Raw genomic sequence first — 19133 nt, 5'->3', positions numbered from 1 at the left:
CCCCGTACAGTTCCGGAGTTTCATTCATCGGATTCGCTTTCCGCTTTGTCACCCCGGTCTCCCGCGGCGACTCCGGAACTGTACGGGGACCGACCCACCACATGCAAATCGCCCCCGCCCGGGAGTCCGGGCGGGGGCGATCCGTCGGTCGAGCACCGTCAGGCGCGGCCCATCTCCTCGGCGATGGCCGCCGCGAAGGCGTCGATGTCGGCCTCCGTGGTGTCGAAGGAGCACATCCAGCGCACCTCGCCGGTGTGCTCGTTCCAGAAGTAGAAGCGGTAACGCTTCTGCAGCCGCTCGCTCACCTCGCGCGGGAGGATCGCGAAGACCGCGTTCGCCTGGACCGGGCGGACGATCTCGACGCCGTCGATGCCGCGGACGGCGGCCTCCAGGCGGCTGGCCATCGCGTTCGCGTGGCCGGCGTTGCGCAGGTAGAGGTCGCCGGAGAGCAGGGCCTCGAACTGGACCGACACGAAGCGCATCTTCGAGGCCAGCTGCATCGAGGTCTTGCGGAGGTACTTGATGTTGCGGACCCGCTCGGGGTTGAGCACCACCACGACCTCGCCGAACAGCAGGCCGTTCTTCGTCCCGCCGAAGGACAGCACGTCGACGCCCACGTCGGTCGTGAAGGCGCGCAGCGGCTGGCCGAGCGACGCGGCGGCGTTGGCCAGGCGCGAGCCGTCGACGTGGACGAGCATGCCCAGCTCGTGGGCGTGCTCGGTGATCGCGCGGATCTCCTCGGCGGTGTAGAGGGTGCCGAGCTCGGTGCTCTGGGTGATGGAGACCGCGAGCGGCTGCGCGCGGTGCTCGTCGCCGTAGCCCCAGGCCTGCTGGTCGAGCAGCTCGGGGGAGAGCTTGCCGTCCGGGGTGGGGATGGTGAGCAGCTTGATGCCGCCCATCTTCTCCGGGGCGCCGCCTTCGTCCACGTGGATGTGGGCGGTCTCGGCGCAGACCACCGCGCCCCAGCGCGGGAGCAGCGACTGGAGGGCGACCACGTTGGCGCCGGTGCCGTTGAAGACGGGGTACGCCTCGGCGGTCTCGCCGAAGTGGCGGCGGAAGACGTCCTGGAGGTGGGCCGTGTAGTCGTCCTCGCCGTAGGCGACCTGGTGGCCGCCGTTGGCGAGGGCGATCGCGGCCAGGACCTCCGGGTGCACGCCGGCGTAGTTGTCGCTGGCGAAGCCGCGGACGGCGGGGTCGTGCCGCCGTACCGCGTCCGTACGGGTGAGGTCGGTCATCGGGCTGTCAGCCACAGGTGCTGTCCGTTCAGTTCTGCTGCGGGGCGGTCCCAGAGGCCCGCCAGGTGATCGGCGAGGTCCGAGGTGTCGGTGAAGCCGGCGAACTTCGCCTCCGGCTTCTCGGCCCGCATCTCGGGACTGACCAACGCCTTGATCACCAGGATCGCAGCCGCCGCGGTGGGCTCGCCGTCCGGGGCGGTGGTCTCCTTCTTGAAGGAGTCGGCCATGGCGAGGGTCCACGCCTCGGTGGCGGCCTTGGCCGCAGCGTAGGCGGCACCGCCGGCCGTGGGCTTGTGCGCGGCCGAGGCGGAGATCATCGCGTAGCGGCCGGACTCGCTGCGGACCAGCGCGGGCTGGAACGCCAGCGAGGTGTGCTGGAGGGTGCGCACGACGGTGTCGTGCAGGAAGTCCCAGTCGTCCAGCCGGCTGTCGAAGAAGGTCTTGCTGCCGCGCCAGCCGCCGACCAGGTGGATGAGGCCGTCGACGTGACCGTGCTCCGACTCCAGGTGGTCGGCCCAGTCGTGGACCTCCTGCGGGTCGAGCAGGTCGATGACCTGGCCGCTGATCTTCGCTCCGCGCACCGCCACCCGGGTGGCGTCCAGGGCGGACTCCAGGCGCTGGGCGTCGATGTCGGCACCGATCACGGTGGCGCCGTCGGCGGCGAGGCGGCGCAGCACGGCCCGGCCGGCGGGGCCGCTGGCTCCGGCGACGGCGATGACCTTGCCGGCCAGCGGCGCGTTGGTGGAGGTGGTCACGCTGCGGCTCCCTGGATGGTGTTGCCGGTGATGCCGGTGGTGGAGGCGATGACGCCGCTCAGCTTCTTGTTGAGGGCCTCGTAGAACATGCTCAGCGGGAACTCGTCCGGGAGCACGGCGTCGCACAGGGCCTTGTTGAGGGCCTTGCCGTCGGTGATGTCGAGCGGCAGGGCCTCCGGGCCCTTCGCCCAGGTGGAGGCGGGGTGCGGGGTGAGGTACTGGGAGACCAGCTCGTAGGCGGCGATCCAGTGGGCCGGCTTGGGTCGATCGATGCCGTCGCGGTACAGCTTCTCGATGTCGGCGCAGAGCGCGTTGGTGACCTGCGGGGCGCGCTCCCAGTCGATGGAGAGGCGGTTGTCGCGCCAGCTCAGCGCGCCGTGCTTGTGCAGGTACGCGAAGAGCAGCTGGCCGCCGAGGCCGTCGTAGTTGCGCACGCGGTCGCCGCTGACCGGGAAGCGGAACATGCGGTCGAAGAGGACGGCGTACTGGACGTCGCGGGCGTGCGGGTTGCCCTCGGACTCCAGCTGCACCGCCTCCTTGAAGGTGGTGAGGTCGCAGCGGAGCTCCTCCAGGCCGTACATCCAGAACGGGCTGCGCTGCTTGATCATGAAGGGGTCGAACGGCAGGTCGCCGTGGCTGTGGGTGCGGTCGTGGACCAGGTCCCACAGGACGAAGGTCTCCTGCGCGCGCTGCTGGTCCTGGAGCAGGCCCTCGGCGTCGGCCGGGATCTCCAGGCCGAGCTGCTGGACGGCGCTGGTGGAGACGGCGCGGAAGCGGGCGGCCTCGCGGTCGCAGAAGATGCCACCCCAGGTGAAACGTTCCGGCGCCTTGCGCACGGACACCGTCTCGGGGAAGAGGACGGCGGAGTTGGTGTCGTAGCCGGCCGTGAAGTCGGTGAAGGTGATCGGCACGAACATCGGGTTGTCGAAGCGGGTGCGCTCCAGCTCGGCCAGCCAGTCGGGCCACACGACGCGCAGCAGGACGGCTTCCAGGTTGCGGTTCGGGTTGCCGTTCTGGGTGTACATCGGGAAGACGACGAGGTGCTCCAGGCCGTCCTCGCGCTGGTCGGCGGGCTGGAAGGCGAGCAGCGAGTCGAGGAAGTCGGGCTCGCGGTAGCCGGTGTCGGCCCACTTGGCGAGGTCCGCGTCGACGGCGGTGAGGTACGCGGCGTCGTGCGGGAAGTTCGGGGCGAGCTCCTCGACGGCGGCGCGGACGGTGGCGACCAGCGGGTCGACGGTGTGCCGCTGGACGGCGGCCAGGTCGATCGAGCCGTCCTTGGACTGCAGCGGGCGCAGCGTCTCGACGGCCTCCTTCAGGCGCAGCCAGGCCGGGTGGCCGGCGAGGGTCGAGACCGGGGCGTCGGCCGCCGCAGCGAGCCTTGGCGAAAGATTCTGCATCGTGGACTCACTTCGACAGGAGTTATTTCAACGGGGACACCATAAGTACGAAAGGTTCTCCCGTTCAAGGGGGTCCGGACCGGCAAAGCTGCGGCGCCCGGCCGCTCCGGCCCGAAGTCCTGTGCGGGAAGGCGGTTGTCCGACATGTGGACACTGATCTGGATGTTCTGGACAGATGCGCTGTTCTGATGCGAACCTCCCGGCATGTTCCCGGCGGTGATCACGGTGGCCGTACGCCACGACAGCCCGTTCCGGGTGCCCACCCGTCGACACGGCTGCTGTTGCCGTCGGTGTCGCGCGCGCGGTCTCCGCCGCCGCTGTTGCCGCTGCTGTTGAGCCGGCCTCCGGCCGCTGTCCGGCTGCCGTCGACCCGGCCGCGGCGGATCCGGCTCGGGGGCACCGCGGACATGGGCCCGTACGCCGACCATGCCGTGTGTGTTCCGGCGCCGCCACCGGGGAAGTGACCCGCCGGGAACCCGCCCGCCACGCCACGCCCTGCCGTCCCGGCCGTTCGTCCCGCCCGTCCCAGCCGTCGTACCCGTCCCGCCCGTCGTACCCGTTCCGCCCCGCTCGTCCCGCTCCTCCCGCCCGTCCTGCCTGTCCCGCCCCCGTCCTGCCCGGTCCTTCCTCTGGAGTCCCGCCATGACCCTCCGCAAGCCGTCCGCCGTACTGTCCCTCGCCGCGCTGGTGGCCGCCGCGGCCACGCTGAGCGCGTGCGCGCCGCAGGACTCGAAGTCCGACGCCGCCTCCGGTGCCCCGGGCACGGGCGGCACGGCGGCGGGCTGCGCGCCGGGGGCGCTGGCGACGCGCACGGCCGGGACGCTGACCATCGGCACCGACAAGCCCGCCTACGACCCCTGGTTCTCCGAGGACAAGCCGGAGAATGGCAAGGGCTTCGAGTCGGCCGTGGCCTACGCGGTGGCGGAGAAGCTGGGATACCCGACGTCCAAGGTCAGCTGGGTGGTCGCGCCGTTCGGCAAGGCCACCGCACCGGGAGCCAAGGAGTTCGACTTCGACATCAACCAGGTGTCGATCAGCGACGAGCGCAAGCAGGCGGTGGACTTCTCCTCCGGCTACTACGACGTGCGCCAGGCCGTCATCGCGCTGAAGAACTCCAAGGCGGCGGGCGCGAAGAGCATCGCCGACCTCAAGGGCGCCAAGCTCGGCGCGCAGATCGGCACCACCAGCCTGGACACCATCACCAACACCATCAAGCCGACCGGCCAGCCGGCCGTCTTCGACTCCAACGACCTGGCCAAGGCCGCGCTGAAGAACGGCCAGGTCGAGGCCCTGGTGGTGGACCTGCCGACCGCCTTCTACATCACCGGCGCCGAGGTGCCGGAGGCCCAGGTGGTGGGCCAGTTCGAGGCGGCCTCGCGGGGCGAGCAGTTCGGCCTGGTGCTGGACAAGGGCTCCAAGCTGACCGGCTGCGTGTCGCAGGCCGTGGACGCGCTGCGCTCGGACGGCACGCTGGCGAAGCTGGAGAAGCAGTGGCTCTCCGACGCCGTCTCGGCGCCGGTGCTGAAGTGAGCGCTGACACCAGCCCCGGCACGGCCGGGGACGCGACGGCGACCGGAGCCGTGGAGCTCGCGAAGCCCGTGGACGGGGAAGGGGACGAAGGGTACCGCCCGTCCGAGCGGCGCCTCGCGCACGAGGCGTACCGGCGGGCCCGGGCCCGCCGGTCGGCGCTGATCGCCGCGGCCTCGACCCTCGCGACGGCGGTCGCGCTCTACCTGCTGATCGTCAACTCCCCCGGCTGGCAGGTGACCCGACGGACCTTCTTCAACCTCGACTACGCGCGCCAGGCGCTGCCCGAGGTGCTGAAGGGGCTGCGGGTGAACCTGGAGCTGATGCTCGGCTGCGGGGTGCTGATCCTGGTGTTCGGCCTGCTGCTCGCGGTGCTGCGGACGCTGCGCGGGCCGGTCTTCCTGCCGGTGCGGCTGCTGGCCACCGCGTACGTGGACTTCTTCCTCGGGCTGCCGATGATCATCTGCCTGCTGGTGATGATCACCGGGGTGCCGGCGCTGCGGCTGACCGGGGTCACCACCGATCCCCTGCTGCTGGGCGGGGCCGCGCTGGTGCTGACGTACTCGGCGTACGTGTCGGAGGTGTTCCGCTCCGGGATCGAATCGGTGCACCCGAGCCAGCGGGCCGCGGCGCGGTCGCTGGGGCTCACCAATGCGCAGGCGATGCGGTACGTGGTGCTGCCGCAGGCGGTCCGGCGAGTGGTCCCGCCGCTGCTCAACAACCTGGTGAGCCTGCAGAAGGACACCGGACTGGTGTCCATCGGCGGTGCGATCGACGCGGTGTACGCCGCGAAGATCATCGCGTCCCGGTCCTTCAACTTCACGCCGTACCTGCTGGCGGGTCTGGTGTTCATCGTGCTGACCGTTCCGCTGACCCGGTTCGCCGACTGGCTGACCGCGCGGATGAACCGTCGGCAGTTCCAGGGAGGTGCGGTGTGACGGCGCAGGTGCTGCAGCTGGAGTCGGTGCGCAAGACCTTCGGCGCCCACGTGGTGCTGCGCGACGTGGACCTCGCCGTGCCCGAGCACTCGGTGACGGCGTTGATCGGGGCCTCCGGCTCCGGGAAGTCCACGCTGATGCGGTGCGTCAACCTGCTGGAGGGCATCGACGACGGCGCGATCTTCCTGGACGGCGAGGAGATCACCGATCCGCGGGCGGACGAGGACGCCGTGCGGCGCCGGATCGGGGTGGTGTTCCAGTCCTACAACCTGTTCCCGCACATGACCGTGCTGGAGAACATCACGCTCGCGCCGCGCCGGGTGCACGGGGTCGCGCGGGCCGAGGCCGAGGCGCGGGCGCTGGAGTTGCTCGACCGGCTCGGGCTCGCGGCCAAGGCGAAGGAGTACCCGGACCGGCTCTCCGGCGGGCAGCAGCAGCGCGTCGCCATCGTGCGGGCGCTGGCCACCGGGCCGCGGCTGCTGCTCCTGGACGAGATCACGGCGGCGCTCGACCCGGTGCTGGTCGGGGAGGTGCTCTCGGTGGTGCGGGACCTCAAGGAGCAGGGGATGACGATGGTCCTCTCCACCCACGAGATGGGGTTCGCGCGGGAGGTCGCCGACCAGGTCTGCTTCCTGGACGACGGAGTGGTGCTCGAACAGGGTCCGCCGGAGCAGGTGTTCGGCGATCCGCGGGAGGAGCGGACCCGGCAGTTCCTCAGCCGGGTGGTCGCCTCGGGGCGGCTCCAGGGCTGAAGCCGGGCAGCCGGCGGGGGTGCGCGGCCAGGAGCTTCGCAACGACGGTCACAACCGTGCGCCCCCGTACGCGCCCTGGCCGCACCGAGGTGACTCCGGTGATCGTGGACGGGACGACCGTCACCGCGGACGGGGGCGGCGAACGGCGGCGAGGAACGACGAACGGATGACAGATGACAGCTGACAGATGTTGAAATCTGTCAGCTGTCATCTGTTCGCCGACCGCTGTTCGTCGTTCGCCGCCCTCCGCCGCCCGCCGCCCCGGGAGGCCGCCGTTGCACGGACCCACCCTGGTCAACTGGCTGCTCGCCCTCCTCACCGCCACGGCCGGCGCCACCTGCCTGATCAGACTGCGCCACTCCCCCGCCCCCTGCGCATCGGGCACGCACCGCCCTCGCGCCCGGGAGTCCGACGCCGCCGAAGCCCTGATGGGACTCGGCATGGCCGCGATGGCCGTCACCGGCGCCACCGTCCCGGCCGCCGTCTGGGCTTCGCTGTTCGGCCTCCCCGCCGCGGCCTTCCTGCTCGCCGCCGCCCACGCCCCGGCCGGCCGGGGCCACCGGCTGCACCACGCCGTCGGCGCGCTCGCCATGACGTACACGGCCCTCACGATGGCCGGGCCCCCCGGCCACCAGCACCACCAGGGCGGCCTGGGCGTGCCGCTGCTGACCGGCAGCCTCCTCCTCTACTTCGGCGGGTACGCCGTCTGGGCCGGCAGCCGGCTGCTGCGCACCCCGGCCGGCACCCTCGCCGTCGGCACCGCGGGACTCCCCCAGGCCTGCAGGCTCACCATGGGCATCGGCATGTTCGCCATGCTCCTGACCATGTGACGCCTACCCGCCCGCCCGCCCGCCTGCGCCAAGACCCCGTCGCGCGCGTGGCGTTGGTCACTGGCCCGTCGAAAGCCGTTCCACCGGGCGTCGCCGGCACATAGGTTGGCAGGGAGCGCGCTGTCGCGTTCCGTGCGTACTCGGGGAGCCCATGCGATGACTGCCCTGATCGGCCTGTTGCTGCTCGGACTGCTGCTCTCGACCGTCGCGCCCCGGCTGCTGGCCCGGGCCGCCTGGGTGGAGCGCGAACCGGTGCTGGCCCTGCTGGTGTGGCAGTGCCTCGTGGTGGCGGTGCTGCTGTGCTGCGCACTGGGCCTGCTGCTGGCCGCCTCCGCCGCCCTGCCGGAGCTGCGCGCGCTGGTGTTCTCGGGCGCGCCGCACGGCGTGGAGGCCGCGTACGGACTGCAGGACGCCGAGGGCTGGGGCCGACTGTGCGCCGCGGTACTGGCGGCCGGGGGCGTCCAGACGGTGCTGGCGCTCACCCGCGAGGTCCGTACGGCCAAGGCACTGCGCGACCGGCGGCACGCGCAACTCGCCACCCGTGCACCGGAGTTGCCCGAGTCGATCGAGACCGCCCGGAGCCGCCGGGAGCGGCTGGTGGTGCTGGAGAACATCCGCCCCGAGGCCTGGTCGCTGCCGGGCCCGAACTCCCGCCTGGTGGTCACCACCGGCGCCCTCCAGCAGCTGACCGATCGGGAGCTGGCGGCCGTGCTGAGCCATGAGCGCGGCCACGTGCGGGCCCGGCACCACTGGCTGCAGCAGTTCGCGCAGGCGCTCGCCTCCGGCTTCCCCGGTGTCGGCGTGTTCAGCGCGTTCCGGGACCAGGTGGCGGAGCTGGTCGAGCTGGCCGCCGACGACCGGGCCGCCCGTCGGCACGGCCGGCACACCACCGCCCTCGCGCTGGCCGAACTCAACCTCGACCGCGGGGTGTTCGGCTCCTGTCCGCCCGGTCTGGCGCAGTCCCCGAAGCGGGTGGACCGGCTCCTCGCGGGCCGTCCACGGCTCCCGGTGTCCCACCGGCTCCGGCTCACCGCGGTGGCCCTGGCCGCACCCGCCGCAGCCGTCCTGCTGGCCGTCGCCCCGGGGCTGCACTCCCTCCTCTGAGCCTCCTGGGGCCCGCGCGGACGGCCCGGTCCGCTCGATCCGACCCGGGCTCGCGCCGAGCAGACCAGACCCGTTCCGACCAGGCCGGAGAGAAAGTGACGGCGGATCAGCCCGACGCGGCTTCGCAGGGCTTGCCGAGCCCGTCGCCGAGGGTCAGTTCCAGCACCTCACGGTGGAGCGGCCGGGCCTGCTCGTAGCGCTCCCGACCGGCCTCGGTGAGGGTGAGCACGATGCCCCGCCGGTCCTTCTCGCACATCGCCCGGGTCACCAGCCCGGCCTTCTCCAGGCGGGCGATCAGCCGGGAGAGCGCACTCTGGCTCAGGTGGACGGTGGGCGCCAACTCGCTCACCCGCAGCGCGTGGCCGCCACCGGCGTCACACCCTTCGACGAGGCGCTCCAGCACCTCGAACTCACTCATGCCCAGCCCGAACCGGTCGCCCAGCTCGCGGTCGAGCATGCAGGCGGCCGCAGCGTGCCTGGCCAGCAGGTCGCGCCACTGCGCGACGAGACCGGCCTCCGCCGGGGAGTCGAGTTCTGCCACGCCGCCACCCTAGCACCTACGCCGTAAATTATTGCGTTCACATCTAATTCATTTGCATTGAATGCATACGCATGTACTGTCCTCCCCATGACCACCGCGACCGTCACGCCACCCGACGCCCCGTCAACCAGCGGGCCGCACTGGACTCCCCGCCTCTGGGGCACCCTGATCGTGCTCTGCGCCGCCATGTTCCTGGACGCCCTGGACGTCTCGATGGTGGGCGTCGCCCTCCCGTCCATCGGCTCCGAACTGCACCTGTCCACCTCCACGCTGCAGTGGGTGGTCTCCGGCTACGTGCTCGGCTACGGCGGCCTGCTGCTGCTCGGCGGCCGCGCCGCCGACCTGCTCGGCCGCCGCCGGGTCTTCCTGGTCGCCCTGGGTGCCTTCGCCGCCGCCTCGCTGATCGGCGGCCTGGTCGACGACGGCGGGCTGCTGATCGCGGCCCGCTTCCTCAAGGGCGTCAGCGCCGCCTTCACCGCCCCGGCCGGCCTCTCGATCATCACCACCACCTTCGCCGAGGGCCCCGCCCGCAACCGCGCGCTGTCGATCTACACCACCTGCGGCGCCAGCGGCTTCTCGCTCGGCCTGGTGCTGAGCGGCCTGCTCACCTCGGTCGGCTGGCGCTGGACCTTCCTGATGCCCGTCCCGGTCGCGCTGCTCGCCCTGGTGTTCGCGGTCCGCCTGCTCCCCCGCCCGGTCGAGGAGCCCGCCAAGGGCGGCTACGACGTACTGGGCGCGATCACCGGCACCGCGACCGTGCTGCTGCTGGTGTTCACCGTCACCGAGGCACAGGGCGCCGGCTGGCTGAGCCTGCGCACGGTCGGCTCGCTGGTCGCGGTCGCCGCGCTGGCCGCCGCCTTCCTGCTGGTCGAGAGCCGTACCGCCCACCCGCTGGTCCGGCTCGGGATCTTCCGCAACGGCTCGGTCGCCCGGGCCAACCTGGTCGCCTTCGCGATGACCGGCGCGTACGGCGGCTTCCAGTTCGTGGTGACCCTCTACCTGCAGCACCTGCTCGGCTGGTCCGCCCTGCAGATGGCCCTGGGACTGCTGCCGGCCGGTGCGTTCATCGCCCTCTCCGCGCCGTTCATGGGCCCGATCGTGGACCGCTTCGGCACCGGACGGCTGCTGCCGATCGGCGTGCTCGCCCTGGTCGGCGCCTTCGCCCTCTTCCTGCGGCTGGACGAGCACAGCTCCTACGTCGCCCTGGTGCTGCCCTCGATGCTGCTGCTCGGCGTCGGCTTCGCGCTCGCCTTCCCCTCGGTGAACATCGCCGCCACCGACGGCGTGGCCGACGAGGAGCAGGGCCTGGCCTCGGGCCTGGTGAACACCGCGATCCAGGTCGGCACGGCGGTGGTGCTGGCCGGGGCGACCGCGATGATCACGGCCGGCAGCGCCGGCGGCGACAGCCCGCAGGCCCAGCTGGACGGATACCGTCCGGCGCTGGTGTTCGTCACGGCGGTCGCACTGGTCGGACTGCTGGTCGCGACGATCGGAGCGCTGGTGGACCGACGCCGGAGTGCCGCCCCCGCGACGTTGCCTGACTATGATTATCCGTCAGTCGGGCCGACGCCGGCCCGGACCGAAGTCCTGACCGAGCACTGATCCCGTGAGCCCCGCCCACGGCCGACCCCCGGCCGTCGGGCAGTGGCGCCGGCTCCACCAAACCCCCGTGTTGGTGGAGCCGGCCGTCTTCGTACCGGCCGCCCGGGCGACGCCCGTCAGGGCACGGTTGCGCGGGGCGGCTGTCGGCTTCGCAAGTATATTGGCCCGGAGCCAACGAACGTTCGGAGCAGACACGATGGCACCTCGCGGGGATTCGGTCAACGAGGAGATGCGGCAACGCTCCCGCCGGCGCATCATGCGGGCCACCGTCGAGCTGGTTGACCAGCGCGGTTACGCGGGCACGACACTGACCGACATCGCCGAGCGGGCCGGACTGGCCCGCGGGCTGGTCTCCTACTACTTCGACGGCAAACGACTGCTGATGCAGTCCGCAACACACCGGATGATGCACCAGGCACTGTCCGGCGCCCTGGCGGAACTCGTGCCCGACTCCTCCCCCGAGGCCCGGCTGGCCCGCGCCATAGACGCCGTCCTCGCGCTGGCGATGGAGCACCCGCGGGTGATGCGCTCGCACCTGGCGCTGATCCTCGACCCGGACACCGGCGCCTTCGTCCAGGACCCGGAGCAGCAGCAGCTCGGCGCCATCCTGCAGGGACTGCTGCACGACTGGGGCGCGCCGGACCCGGTCGCCGAGCACGCGGTGCTGCGCAGTGCGCTGATGGGGGGCTGCATCGGGGTGCTGCTGCCGGGCGCCGAGATCCCGCTCGCCCCGATCCGGGCCGACCTCTTCCGCCGCTACGACCTGGCCTGGCACCTCGGCAGTCCGCCGCAGCCCGACCCGCCGGAACGCGAAAGGCCGCCGGCCCGCGGTTGACGGCGGGGTGGGCGGCCTGCCACTCACTCACTCACTTCGGTCTGCTGCCGGGGGCTCCGCGAGGGAGCGGGCCCCCGGGGTTTCAGCGCTCCTTCAGGATCGAGGCGAGCAGGTCTATGGTGCGCTCCGGCGTGAGGCTGTCCACGCAGAGCCGCTCCATGACCTGGATGTACGCGTCGACGTCGTCCCGCTTGTCCAGGTAGAGCGCGCTGGTGAGCTGCTCCAGGTAGACCACGTCCGCGAGGTCCTGCTCCGGGAAGCGCAGGATCGTGAACGCGCCGGACTCCCCGGCGTGCGCCCCAAAGCGGAACGGCATCACCTGGATCACCACGTTGGCCTGCTCGGCGACGTCGATCAGGTACTGCACCTGACCGCGCATCACCTTGGGCCCGCCGACCGGCCGGCGCAGCGCGGCCTCGTCGATGACCGCCCACAGACGAGGGCTGGCACCCTCGGTCAGCAGCTTCTGGCGGCGCAGACGGAGGCTGACCCGCCGTTCGACCTCCTCCTCGCTGATGACCGGCCGACTCTGGCCGAAAACCGCCCGTGCGTACTCCTCGGACTGCAGCAGCCCGGGGATGAACTGCACCTCGTAGGTGCGGATCAGCTGAGCGGCCTCCTCCAGTCCGACGTAGGTCTGGAACCAGCCCGGCAGCACGTCGTTGAAGCTGTGCCACCAACCGGACTTGTTGGCCTCGCGGACGAGGCCGAGCAGGGCTTCCCGCTCGATGCCGTCGTCGACGCCGTACAGGCTGAGCAGGTCGGCGACGTCACGCTCCTTGAAGCTGACGCGGCCGAGCTCCATGCGGCTGATCTTGGACTCGGAGGCCCGGATGGCGTAGCCCGCGTCCTCGCGGGTGATGCCGCGCGCCTCTCGCAGGCGACGCAACTGCGAGCCGAGGAGGATCCGGCGGACCATCGAGCCGCCGCCCGGCTGAACTGTGGTCATGCGGTCGAAACCTCCACCTAGGGCAAACAGCGCACAGTCTGCCATCAGTTGAGCGCTCACGGTGCCGATACTGACGGATGTTCCTATCAGTTCTGCACTCCGCACACCAGGATGCACGTGCATCCGGCGCTTGCATATGCCAATAGTGCGACTGCACGTGAATCGACTCTTGCATCTGCAGTGAGCGCACACCACCATGGTGCACGTGCACCTGCACATCCCTGGCAATCCCGCGGGCTCCGCGTCGACCCCACGCGCGACTCCGTGCACCGGCCCGACGGCGTCCCCCGCGTCATCGGGCGTTCGAGTGCGCGTGCGTCTGGTCGAAGGGGCGGCCGAGCGGCCGAGCGAGTCGGAGGTGACCGGCATGACCCCGGCGGGTCCAGCCGTGTCCGCCCCCTTATGGGAGGAGCTCTTCATGAGCACCGGTACGGCTTTGGCGGTTGACCCCCATGTGGTCACCTGTACGCTCGCTCCTCGCTTCGAAGCCGTCAGAACCGCGCGCGACTTCGCCCGGACCACGCTCCAGCGCTGGGGACTGACGGAGCTGTTCGACGACGTGGCGCTGGTGGCGTCGGAACTCGTGACCAACGCGCTCCGGCATGCGATCGGCGCACGGCCCGACCCGACGGGCGGTGCCCCGGGCGAGTACGACTTTCCCACACAGCCCACCCCGGACGGGCGGCTGCCGATCCGAATAAGCCTCGTGCACCGCGCGCCCCAGGTGGTCTGCGCGGTGAGCGATCCGAGCAGCGCGGGCCCGGTGGCGCGGGAGGCGGACTTCGTCGCCGAATCCGGCCGCGGGCTGCACCTGGTGGAGTCGTTCAGCCGCTCCTGGGGCTGGCACCCGCTGGGCAGCGGCAAGGTGGTCTGGGCCCTGTTCGAGGCGGAGCCGGCGGGCGGCCCGCTGGACGGACACCCGGAGATCGGCGGACGCGGGGCGCTCGACGCACTCGGCGGCCCGGTCGACATCGGTGGACGGCACCGGCGCTCGGCCTAGCGCCCCGCGGCACGTGGCGAGCAGCGCCCGACGCCGTGCGGTCGACCGAGGAACCGGCCCGATGGCCGGTGGGAGGACCCGCTCGGCGATCAGTCGGAGGACCGGCTCGGCGATCGGCCGGAGGACCGGTCCGGCGGTGGTCGGTCGAGTGGTCGACCCGGAACGCCTTCCCGCACCAGGCCCTGCAGCGGGCCGGACGGCGGACGGAGCGGCCGGTCGAGGGAAGCCCCGGGAGGACCACGCCCCGGGCCCCTGCGCCAGGCCCCGTCATCACTTCGCCCCGGCGGCGACCGGTACGGTCGGCGACGGCGGAGAAGGCGGAGTAGTCGGAGGAGACGACCGAAAAGACAAAGGCCGTCGCGGTGTCGGCACCCACGACGGCCCCCCGATGGTGAAGCACGGCGGCCGGTCAGACCGCCAGGTGGTCGAACTCCCCGTCCTTGGCCCCCAGCAGCAGGGCGGCGATCTCGGCCCGGGTGTAGATGAGGGCCGGACCGTCCGGGAAGCGCGAGTTGCGCATCGCGACGTCGCCGCCCGGCAGGGCCGCGAACTCGACGCAGTTGCCCTGGGAGTTGCTGTGCCGGCTCTTCTGCCAGACCACCCCCGCGAGATCGGCCGCGGCCATCCCGTTGTAGGTGTCGTGCGAGCCGTGCGTGTTCTGCGAGTCGTGCATAGAAGTCTCCCGAAGAGCTCCGGAGTTGTCGTCCAGCGCGGCGCCCCCGGCACCGCCGAACGAACGGACCGGCCCCGTACCGGCCCGGCACAACGCCTCACTTGACGCGATGATAGCTGCAGTGCACGTGCATCAGCACGGGACATTGCAGGTGCACGAGGCCTTTCACCCGCAGCCCCGAACTCTTCACGGGGCCTTCTCCTGACGGTACGTAAACGGACATAGCCGACTGAATCACCGGGGTCGCGATAACCGGCCGTGAGCGGCCCCCCGCTTAATGTTGATCTTCGAATGCCGGGAGTCGCACCGCCGTGACCCTCCGTCAGGTGACCTCCGGGCTGTGAGACATCTCACGCGCCGCGACTGCAACGCCGCACCCCGTCCGGCACGTCCAGGCAATGAGCCGCGCCCGCACGGGGGTTGGGTGTGGAATGTCCGGATTGTAGGCAAACCGCCCGAACCCGATGCGGCGGACACACCGGGTTCGCACAGCGGCCGCGCGAAACCCGTACGGCAGCCGACTGCAGGCCGGACGGGCAGATGTCCTACGATCTCCGGCATGAGCACCGCAGCCATTCCGGGCGCGCCACTGCCCGTCCGCACTCCAGGCTCCCGTGCGCGGGGGCGCCATCGTCGTCCCGAGCGCCCCGAGATTCCGACCGGCGCGCCGGCCCTGGTGCTCGCCGTGCCCACGGCCGCCGGGCCCGAGTCCCGCTCGGTCGTCGAGGAGCTGCTCTCCATCGTCCGCAGCGAGCAGAACGGCGTCCAGGCCGCGGTCGGCTACCTCCCCGGCGACTCCGCCGAGGGTGAGGGCGGCGAGGACCGCACCGTCGCCGAACTCCTGGCCACGGCCGCCGAGGCCGGCCTGCCGATGCCCGTCCTGGTGCCGCTGGTGCCCGGTCCGCACGGTTTCCTGCCCGAACTCCACGCGCTCGCCGCCGAGTACGGCGCGCCCGTCACCGACGCGCTCGGCCCGCACCCGCTGCTCGCCGAGGCCGTCCACGTACGACTCTCCGAGGCCGGGCTGGCCCGCGCCGACCGCGCCCGGCTCTTCGCCATCGCGACCGCCGCGGACGGCGTGGTCCTGACCACCGTCGGCGGCGAGGACGCCGCCGCCGCGGCCGGCATCACCGGCGTGCTGCTGGCCGCCCGCCTGGCCGTGCCGGTCGTGGCCGCCGCGCTCGACGTGCCCGGCTCGGTGGCCGCGGCCGTCGACCACCTCAAGGAGACCGGCTCCCAGCGCCCGGCGCTGGCCCCGCTGGTGATCGGGCCGGAGGCCGACTCCGAGCTGCTCGCCGCGGCCGCCGAGGAGACCGGCTGCCCGTCGGCGGCGCCGCTGGGCGCGTACCCGACCGTCGGCCAGCTGATCGCCTCGACCTACCTGGCCGCGCTGCCCGCACCGTCCGCGGAGGACCTGGCGCGGGCCGAGGCGGAGGCGGCGGCCGCCGCCGAGGCCGAGGGGGTCATGGAGGGCACCCGTGGCGCCCACGCGGCCGCCGAGGGGCCTGCCGGACAGTAGCGGACACCGCGCGCCCGTCGGCGCGCACACGGGGCCCGGAACGGCTTGCGTTCCGGGCCCTTCGCTTTGCCCGCTTTCCCGCTCTTGCGGCGTACGGGAGTTACCGGAGTTAAGCGAACAATGAATGGAATGTCCGTTCTGCTGCTGTTTGCCGGGGAATGGCGAGCGCACTCCGGGGCGCTCGAATCACGTCCGCTCCACCGGTTCGACCGGTGCGCCTTTTCGCGCTTCGACACACCGTCACGCCATTCCTGAGGCAAAGACAGTTGTGGGCATCCGCAATCGCATTGCCGAGAAACGATCATTTACGATCATGATTAGCCGCCAATTTGGCGCTTCCCACTAATCCGTGATGCGCGTCACAGCTATTTGCAGTTTGAACTTAAGTCTGCTTAACGTGCTCCCCGTTCGTGACCACACGGACCCAGTTCATCCGCGACGCCGAGTCCTGCCGTCGGATGTCCTGGCAGCGCGAAAACGCACCACGGCAGGAGCGGGGGACCCACAGGTAAGTCGCCCCGGACCGCTCCCAGGAACGGTTCAGGGCTAGGGGTGAAGCCGCGCTCACGCGCGGCCGGGCAACTCCGGCCCGAATCCGACAGCTCACCTCGCAGGCGTGGGAGAGGACCGCGTCTTCATGCTGCCCACCAACGGCACCCGTCTGTCCAGCCGCACCCGCCGCGTGATCGCCGCCATCGGCGTCGCGGGCGTCGGCCTCACCGTCCCGTGCCTCGTCTCCGGCACCGCCTCCGCCGCCTCCGTCGCGACCTGGGACAAGGTCGCCCAGTGCGAGAGCAGCGGCAACTGGAGCATCAACACCGGCAACGGCTTCTACGGCGGCCTCCAGTTCACCCAGAGCACCTGGTCCGCCTTCGGCGGCACCGCCTTCGCCTCGCGCGCCGACCTGGCCACCAAGGACCAGCAGATCGCCGTCGCGGAGAAGGTCCTCGCCTCGCAGGGCCCCGGCGCCTGGCCCGTCTGCTCCGTCAAGGCCGGCCTGACCAAGGGCGGCGCCCCCGCCGCCGTCGACACCTCGGCCGCTGCCGCCCCGGCCGCCCCGGCCGCCAAGCCCGCCGCCCAGACCCAGACCCCGGCCCCGGCGGCCAAGCCCGCCAAGCCGGCCGCGCCCGCCCAGGACGCCGCCGACTCCGCCGCCGACACCTGGGCCCAGAAGCACCAGCAGGCCGCCCAGAGCGACGACTACACCGTGGTCGAGGGCGACTGGCTGTCCTCGATCGCGGACAAGCACAACGTCCAGGGCGGCTGGGAGCGGCTGTACGAGCTCAACCGCAGCACCCTGGCCGACGGCCCGAACACCATCTACCCGGGCCAGCACCTGACCTTCGGTGACCACGGCCAGACCCAGCAGTCCGCCTCCTCGGACAAGTCCGGCTCGGACTTCACCTGGTTCAACCGCTCGCAGAAGTCCGGTCAGTCCGCGAACGGCGGTTCCGTGAACGCCAAGCCGGTCGCCCAGACCCAGACCCCGGCCGCCCAGGCCCCGGCGCAGGCCCCGGCGCAGGCCCCGGCCGCCAGCGGCAGCATGGCCGCCGCGGTCGCCTTCGCCGAGTCCAAGGTCGGCCAGGCGTACGTCTACGGCGGCACCGGCAACGGCGGCTGGGACTGCTCCGGCCTGACCCAGGCCGCCCTGCGCGCCGCGGGCATCTCCGTCCCGCGCGTCGCCGCCGACCAGGCCGCCGCCAGCACCCACGTCTCGCTGGACAGCCTGCAGCCGGGCGACCTGCTGTTCTGGTCCAACAACGGCAAGGACTCGGGCGTCTACCACGTCGCGATCTACGTCGGTGGCGGCAAGTACGTCGAGGCCGCCAACCCGAGCGCGGGTGTGCGCGAGCAGACCGTCGCCAACTGGGCCCCGGACTTCGCCGGCCGGGTCTGAGCACGGCGAGACGGCTGACGGCAGACAGCTTTCAATATCTGTCAGCTGTCATCCGTCGTCCGCAGACCGCGGGCCGTGGCCGTCGGCCGCCAACCGAACACTGATCACCCGCCACCCCCGGGGAAGAGTCTGGTCGCTCCTCCCCGGGGGTCGCGGCGTATCCCCGTGGTGGAACCGGACCCGAACGGGCATGCTGCTGCTCTGCACCCGAGGAGGAGTCACATGGCCCAGGTCACCGTCACGCTCGACGCGAACCTCGCGATCGACGCGATGATGCTCTCCGGAACCAAGAATCCGCAGGACGCCGTCGAACTGGTCCTGCGCGACTACCTGGCCCGCGGCCGCCGCACCGAGGCCCGCACCGGCGACCCGGCCGACGGCAACCGCCTCGCCCAGGACCGCACCACCGACACCGAGCACGGCTGAGCGCAGCCGAGATCTGCCGAGCGGGGCCGAGCAGGGCCGAGCACAGGCACGCCGAAGGGCCCCGGAGAGCAACTGCCCTCCGGGGCCATTCCCTCGGCCCTGCGGCCGGCGCTCAGCGCGCGCAGGCCCCGGTGGACCCGCGCATCACCAGCTCCGGCTGGAACATGAACTCGCCGCGCTGGACGGCGTTCCCGCCGACCTCCTCCAGCAGCGCGTCCACCGCCGCCGTGGCCATCGCCTCGACCGGCTGGCGGATCGTGGTCAACGGCGGCTCGGTGAAGGCGATCAGCGGCGAGTCGTCGAACCCGACCACCGACACGTCCTGCGGCACCGACAGGCCGCGCTGCCGCACCGCCCGGATCGCCCCGAGCGCCATCATGTCGCTCCCGCAGACGATCGCCGTGCAGCCCTTGTCGAGCAGCGCGCCGGCCGCCGCGTGTCCGCCCTCCACGCTGAACAGCGTGTGGTGGACGAGGTTCTCGGCCTCCTCCTGGGTGCGCCCGAGCACCTCCCGCATCGCCGCCGTGAAGCCTTCTATCTTGCGCAGCACGGGCACGTACCGGCGCTGCCCGACGGCCAGCCCGATCCGCTCGTGGCCGAGTTCGGCCAGGTGCTGGACGGCCATCCACATCGCGGCCCGGTCGTCCGGCGAGATGAACGGCGCGTCGATCTTCTCGCTGAAGCCGTTGATCAGCACGAACGGCACCCCGCGCCCGGCCAGTCGCGCGTAGCGGTCGTGGTCGGCCGTGGTGTCGGCGTGCAGTCCGGAGACGAAGACGATGCCCGCCACGCCCCGGTCGACCAGCATCTCCACCAGTTCGTCCTCGGTGGATCCGCCCGGTGTCTGGGTGCACAGCACCGGCGTGAAGCCGTGCCGGCTGAGCACCTGCTCGATCACCTGCGCCAGTGCCGGGAAGATCGGATTGCTCAACTCCGGTGTGATCAGCCCGATCAGCCCGGCGCTGCGCTGGCGCAGCCGGGTCGGACGCTCGTAGCCGAGCACGTCGAGCGCGGCCAACACCGTCTGCCGGGTGGCGGCGGAGACGTTCGCCTTGCCGTTGAGCACGCGGGAGACGGTGGCTTCGCTGACCCCCGCCTGTGCCGCGATGTCTGAGAGTCGCGCCGTAGTCACGGTCCCAGAGCCTATTGCAAC

The 19133-nt window shown here is 71.8% G+C and carries 18 protein-coding genes and 1 riboswitch; of the genes, 11 read left to right on the top strand and 7 right to left on the bottom strand.

Annotated elements, in window-relative coordinates:
- Positions 1-158: 158 nt before the first annotated feature.
- Genes ACIGG8_RS39855 through ACIGG8_RS39845 form a run of 3 tightly spaced genes read right to left on the bottom strand, consistent with a single transcriptional unit; the run spans position 159 to position 3387 of the window.
- Positions 159-1235 (bottom strand): threonine aldolase family protein, encoded by a 1077-nt coding sequence (locus ACIGG8_RS39855; RefSeq protein WP_396553465.1) that lies wholly within the window; start codon positions 1233-1235, stop codon positions 159-161.
- Positions 1232-1990: an SDR family NAD(P)-dependent oxidoreductase gene (locus ACIGG8_RS39850; protein WP_350524274.1), complete on the bottom strand. Its 759-nt coding sequence runs from the start codon at positions 1988-1990 to the stop codon at positions 1232-1234. The genes ACIGG8_RS39855 and ACIGG8_RS39850 overlap by 4 nt, the downstream gene beginning before the upstream one ends.
- The gene (locus tag ACIGG8_RS39845; protein WP_350524273.1) at positions 1987-3387 is read right to left on the bottom strand and encodes a DUF6421 family protein; all 1401 of its coding nucleotides are present in this window, start codon (positions 3385-3387) and stop codon (positions 1987-1989) included. Before ACIGG8_RS39845 ends, ACIGG8_RS39850 begins: the two co-directional genes overlap by 4 nt.
- A gap of 642 nt (positions 3388-4029) precedes the next feature.
- On the opposite strand from ACIGG8_RS39845, the gene ACIGG8_RS39840 reads away from it, so the two are divergent.
- The 5 genes from ACIGG8_RS39840 to ACIGG8_RS39820 all read left to right on the top strand — a co-directional run bounded on the left by ACIGG8_RS39840 (position 4030) and on the right by ACIGG8_RS39820 (position 8538).
- Positions 4030-4917 (top strand): ABC transporter substrate-binding protein, encoded by an 888-nt coding sequence (locus ACIGG8_RS39840; RefSeq protein WP_396553462.1) that lies wholly within the window; start codon positions 4030-4032, stop codon positions 4915-4917.
- Between the two features lie 68 nt (positions 4918-4985).
- Complete coding sequence (locus ACIGG8_RS39835) at positions 4986-5852, top strand: amino acid ABC transporter permease (protein WP_396553464.1); 867 nt, start codon at positions 4986-4988, stop codon at positions 5850-5852.
- Complete coding sequence (locus ACIGG8_RS39830; protein WP_396553461.1) at positions 5849-6604, top strand: amino acid ABC transporter ATP-binding protein; 756 nt, start codon at positions 5849-5851, stop codon at positions 6602-6604. The genes ACIGG8_RS39835 and ACIGG8_RS39830 overlap by 4 nt, the downstream gene beginning before the upstream one ends.
- Positions 6605-6879: 275 nt before the next feature.
- Positions 6880-7434 (top strand): DUF5134 domain-containing protein, encoded by a 555-nt coding sequence (locus ACIGG8_RS39825; protein WP_396553460.1) that lies wholly within the window; start codon positions 6880-6882, stop codon positions 7432-7434.
- Between the two features lie 156 nt (positions 7435-7590).
- On the top strand, positions 7591-8538 hold the full coding sequence (locus ACIGG8_RS39820; protein WP_396553459.1) for a M56 family metallopeptidase: 948 nt from the start codon (positions 7591-7593) through the stop codon (positions 8536-8538).
- A 106-nt stretch (positions 8539-8644) separates the two neighbouring features.
- Here the strand turns inward: ACIGG8_RS39820 and ACIGG8_RS39815 are convergent, their stop codons facing one another.
- Entirely contained in the window at positions 8645-9079 is a 435-nt protein-coding gene (locus ACIGG8_RS39815; protein ID WP_396553458.1) for a MarR family winged helix-turn-helix transcriptional regulator, read from the bottom strand.
- An 87-nt stretch (positions 9080-9166) separates the two neighbouring features.
- Between ACIGG8_RS39815 and ACIGG8_RS39810 the strand changes: the two genes are divergently transcribed.
- Positions 9167-10681 (top strand): MFS transporter, encoded by a 1515-nt coding sequence (locus ACIGG8_RS39810; protein ID WP_396553457.1) that lies wholly within the window; start codon positions 9167-9169, stop codon positions 10679-10681.
- Between the two features lie 229 nt (positions 10682-10910).
- Positions 10911-11516, top strand: a complete 606-nt coding sequence (locus ACIGG8_RS39805; RefSeq protein ID WP_396553456.1) for a TetR/AcrR family transcriptional regulator — start codon at positions 10911-10913, stop codon at positions 11514-11516.
- A gap of 82 nt (positions 11517-11598) precedes the next feature.
- On the opposite strand, the gene ACIGG8_RS39800 is transcribed toward ACIGG8_RS39805, so the two are convergent.
- Complete coding sequence (locus ACIGG8_RS39800; protein ID WP_350524265.1) at positions 11599-12465, bottom strand: helix-turn-helix transcriptional regulator; 867 nt, start codon at positions 12463-12465, stop codon at positions 11599-11601.
- Positions 12466-12883: 418 nt separating this feature from the next.
- On the opposite strand from ACIGG8_RS39800, the gene ACIGG8_RS39795 reads away from it, so the two are divergent.
- Entirely contained in the window at positions 12884-13465 is a 582-nt protein-coding gene (locus tag ACIGG8_RS39795) for an ATP-binding protein (protein ID WP_396553455.1), read from the top strand.
- A gap of 409 nt (positions 13466-13874) precedes the next feature.
- Here the strand turns inward: ACIGG8_RS39795 and ACIGG8_RS39790 are convergent, their stop codons facing one another.
- Complete coding sequence (locus ACIGG8_RS39790) at positions 13875-14138, bottom strand: DUF397 domain-containing protein (protein ID WP_396553454.1); 264 nt, start codon at positions 14136-14138, stop codon at positions 13875-13877.
- 559 nt (positions 14139-14697) lie between these two features.
- Between ACIGG8_RS39790 and ACIGG8_RS39785 the strand changes: the two genes are divergently transcribed.
- The 3 genes from ACIGG8_RS39785 (at position 14698) to ACIGG8_RS39775 (ending at position 17980) form a co-directional block, all read left to right on the top strand.
- Positions 14698-15657, top strand: a complete 960-nt coding sequence (locus ACIGG8_RS39785) for a hypothetical protein (protein WP_396553453.1) — start codon at positions 14698-14700, stop codon at positions 15655-15657.
- A 470-nt stretch (positions 15658-16127) separates the two neighbouring features.
- A riboswitch (cyclic di-AMP (ydaO/yuaA leader) is annotated at positions 16128-16287 on the top strand.
- Positions 16274-17554: a transglycosylase family protein gene (locus tag ACIGG8_RS39780; RefSeq protein WP_396553452.1), complete on the top strand. Its 1281-nt coding sequence runs from the start codon at positions 16274-16276 to the stop codon at positions 17552-17554. (Overlaps the previous riboswitch by 14 nt.)
- Before the next feature lie 222 nt (positions 17555-17776).
- On the top strand, positions 17777-17980 hold the full coding sequence (locus ACIGG8_RS39775) for a hypothetical protein (protein WP_396553451.1): 204 nt from the start codon (positions 17777-17779) through the stop codon (positions 17978-17980).
- Positions 17981-18092: 112 nt separating this feature from the next.
- Here ACIGG8_RS39775 and ACIGG8_RS39770 read toward each other — a convergent pair whose 3' ends face one another.
- Complete coding sequence (locus ACIGG8_RS39770) at positions 18093-19112, bottom strand: LacI family DNA-binding transcriptional regulator (RefSeq protein WP_350524259.1); 1020 nt, start codon at positions 19110-19112, stop codon at positions 18093-18095.
- Between the last annotated feature and the right edge of the window lie 21 nt (positions 19113-19133).

This window comes from Kitasatospora sp. NPDC085464, from assembly GCF_044541955.1.
Classification (GTDB): Bacteria; Actinomycetota; Actinomycetes; order Streptomycetales; family Streptomycetaceae; genus Kitasatospora.
Note: the sequence above shows the minus strand (reverse complement) of the source record. Positions and strands in the feature narration are given on the sequence as shown.

Coding starts and splice junctions, on each gene's coding strand:
- ACIGG8_RS39775 (WP_396553451.1), top strand. CDS start 17,777: ATGGCCCAGGTCACCGTCACGCTCGACGCGAACCTCGCGATCGACGCG.
- ACIGG8_RS39795 (WP_396553455.1), top strand. CDS start 12,884: ATGAGCACCGGTACGGCTTTGGCGGTTGACCCCCATGTGGTCACCTGT.
- ACIGG8_RS39805 (WP_396553456.1), top strand. CDS start 10,911: ATGCGGCAACGCTCCCGCCGGCGCATCATGCGGGCCACCGTCGAGCTG.
- ACIGG8_RS39785 (WP_396553453.1), top strand. CDS start 14,698: ATGAGCACCGCAGCCATTCCGGGCGCGCCACTGCCCGTCCGCACTCCA.
- ACIGG8_RS39840 (WP_396553462.1), top strand. CDS start 4,030: ATGACCCTCCGCAAGCCGTCCGCCGTACTGTCCCTCGCCGCGCTGGTG.
- ACIGG8_RS39790 (WP_396553454.1), bottom strand. CDS start 14,138: ATGCACGACTCGCAGAACACGCACGGCTCGCACGACACCTACAACGGG.
- ACIGG8_RS39810 (WP_396553457.1), top strand. CDS start 9,167: ATGACCACCGCGACCGTCACGCCACCCGACGCCCCGTCAACCAGCGGG.
- ACIGG8_RS39800 (WP_350524265.1), bottom strand. CDS start 12,465: ATGACCACAGTTCAGCCGGGCGGCGGCTCGATGGTCCGCCGGATCCTC.
- ACIGG8_RS39820 (WP_396553459.1), top strand. CDS start 7,591: ATGACTGCCCTGATCGGCCTGTTGCTGCTCGGACTGCTGCTCTCGACC.
- ACIGG8_RS39855 (WP_396553465.1), bottom strand. CDS start 1,235: ATGACCGACCTCACCCGTACGGACGCGGTACGGCGGCACGACCCCGCC.
- ACIGG8_RS39845 (WP_350524273.1), bottom strand. CDS start 3,387: ATGCAGAATCTTTCGCCAAGGCTCGCTGCGGCGGCCGACGCCCCGGTC.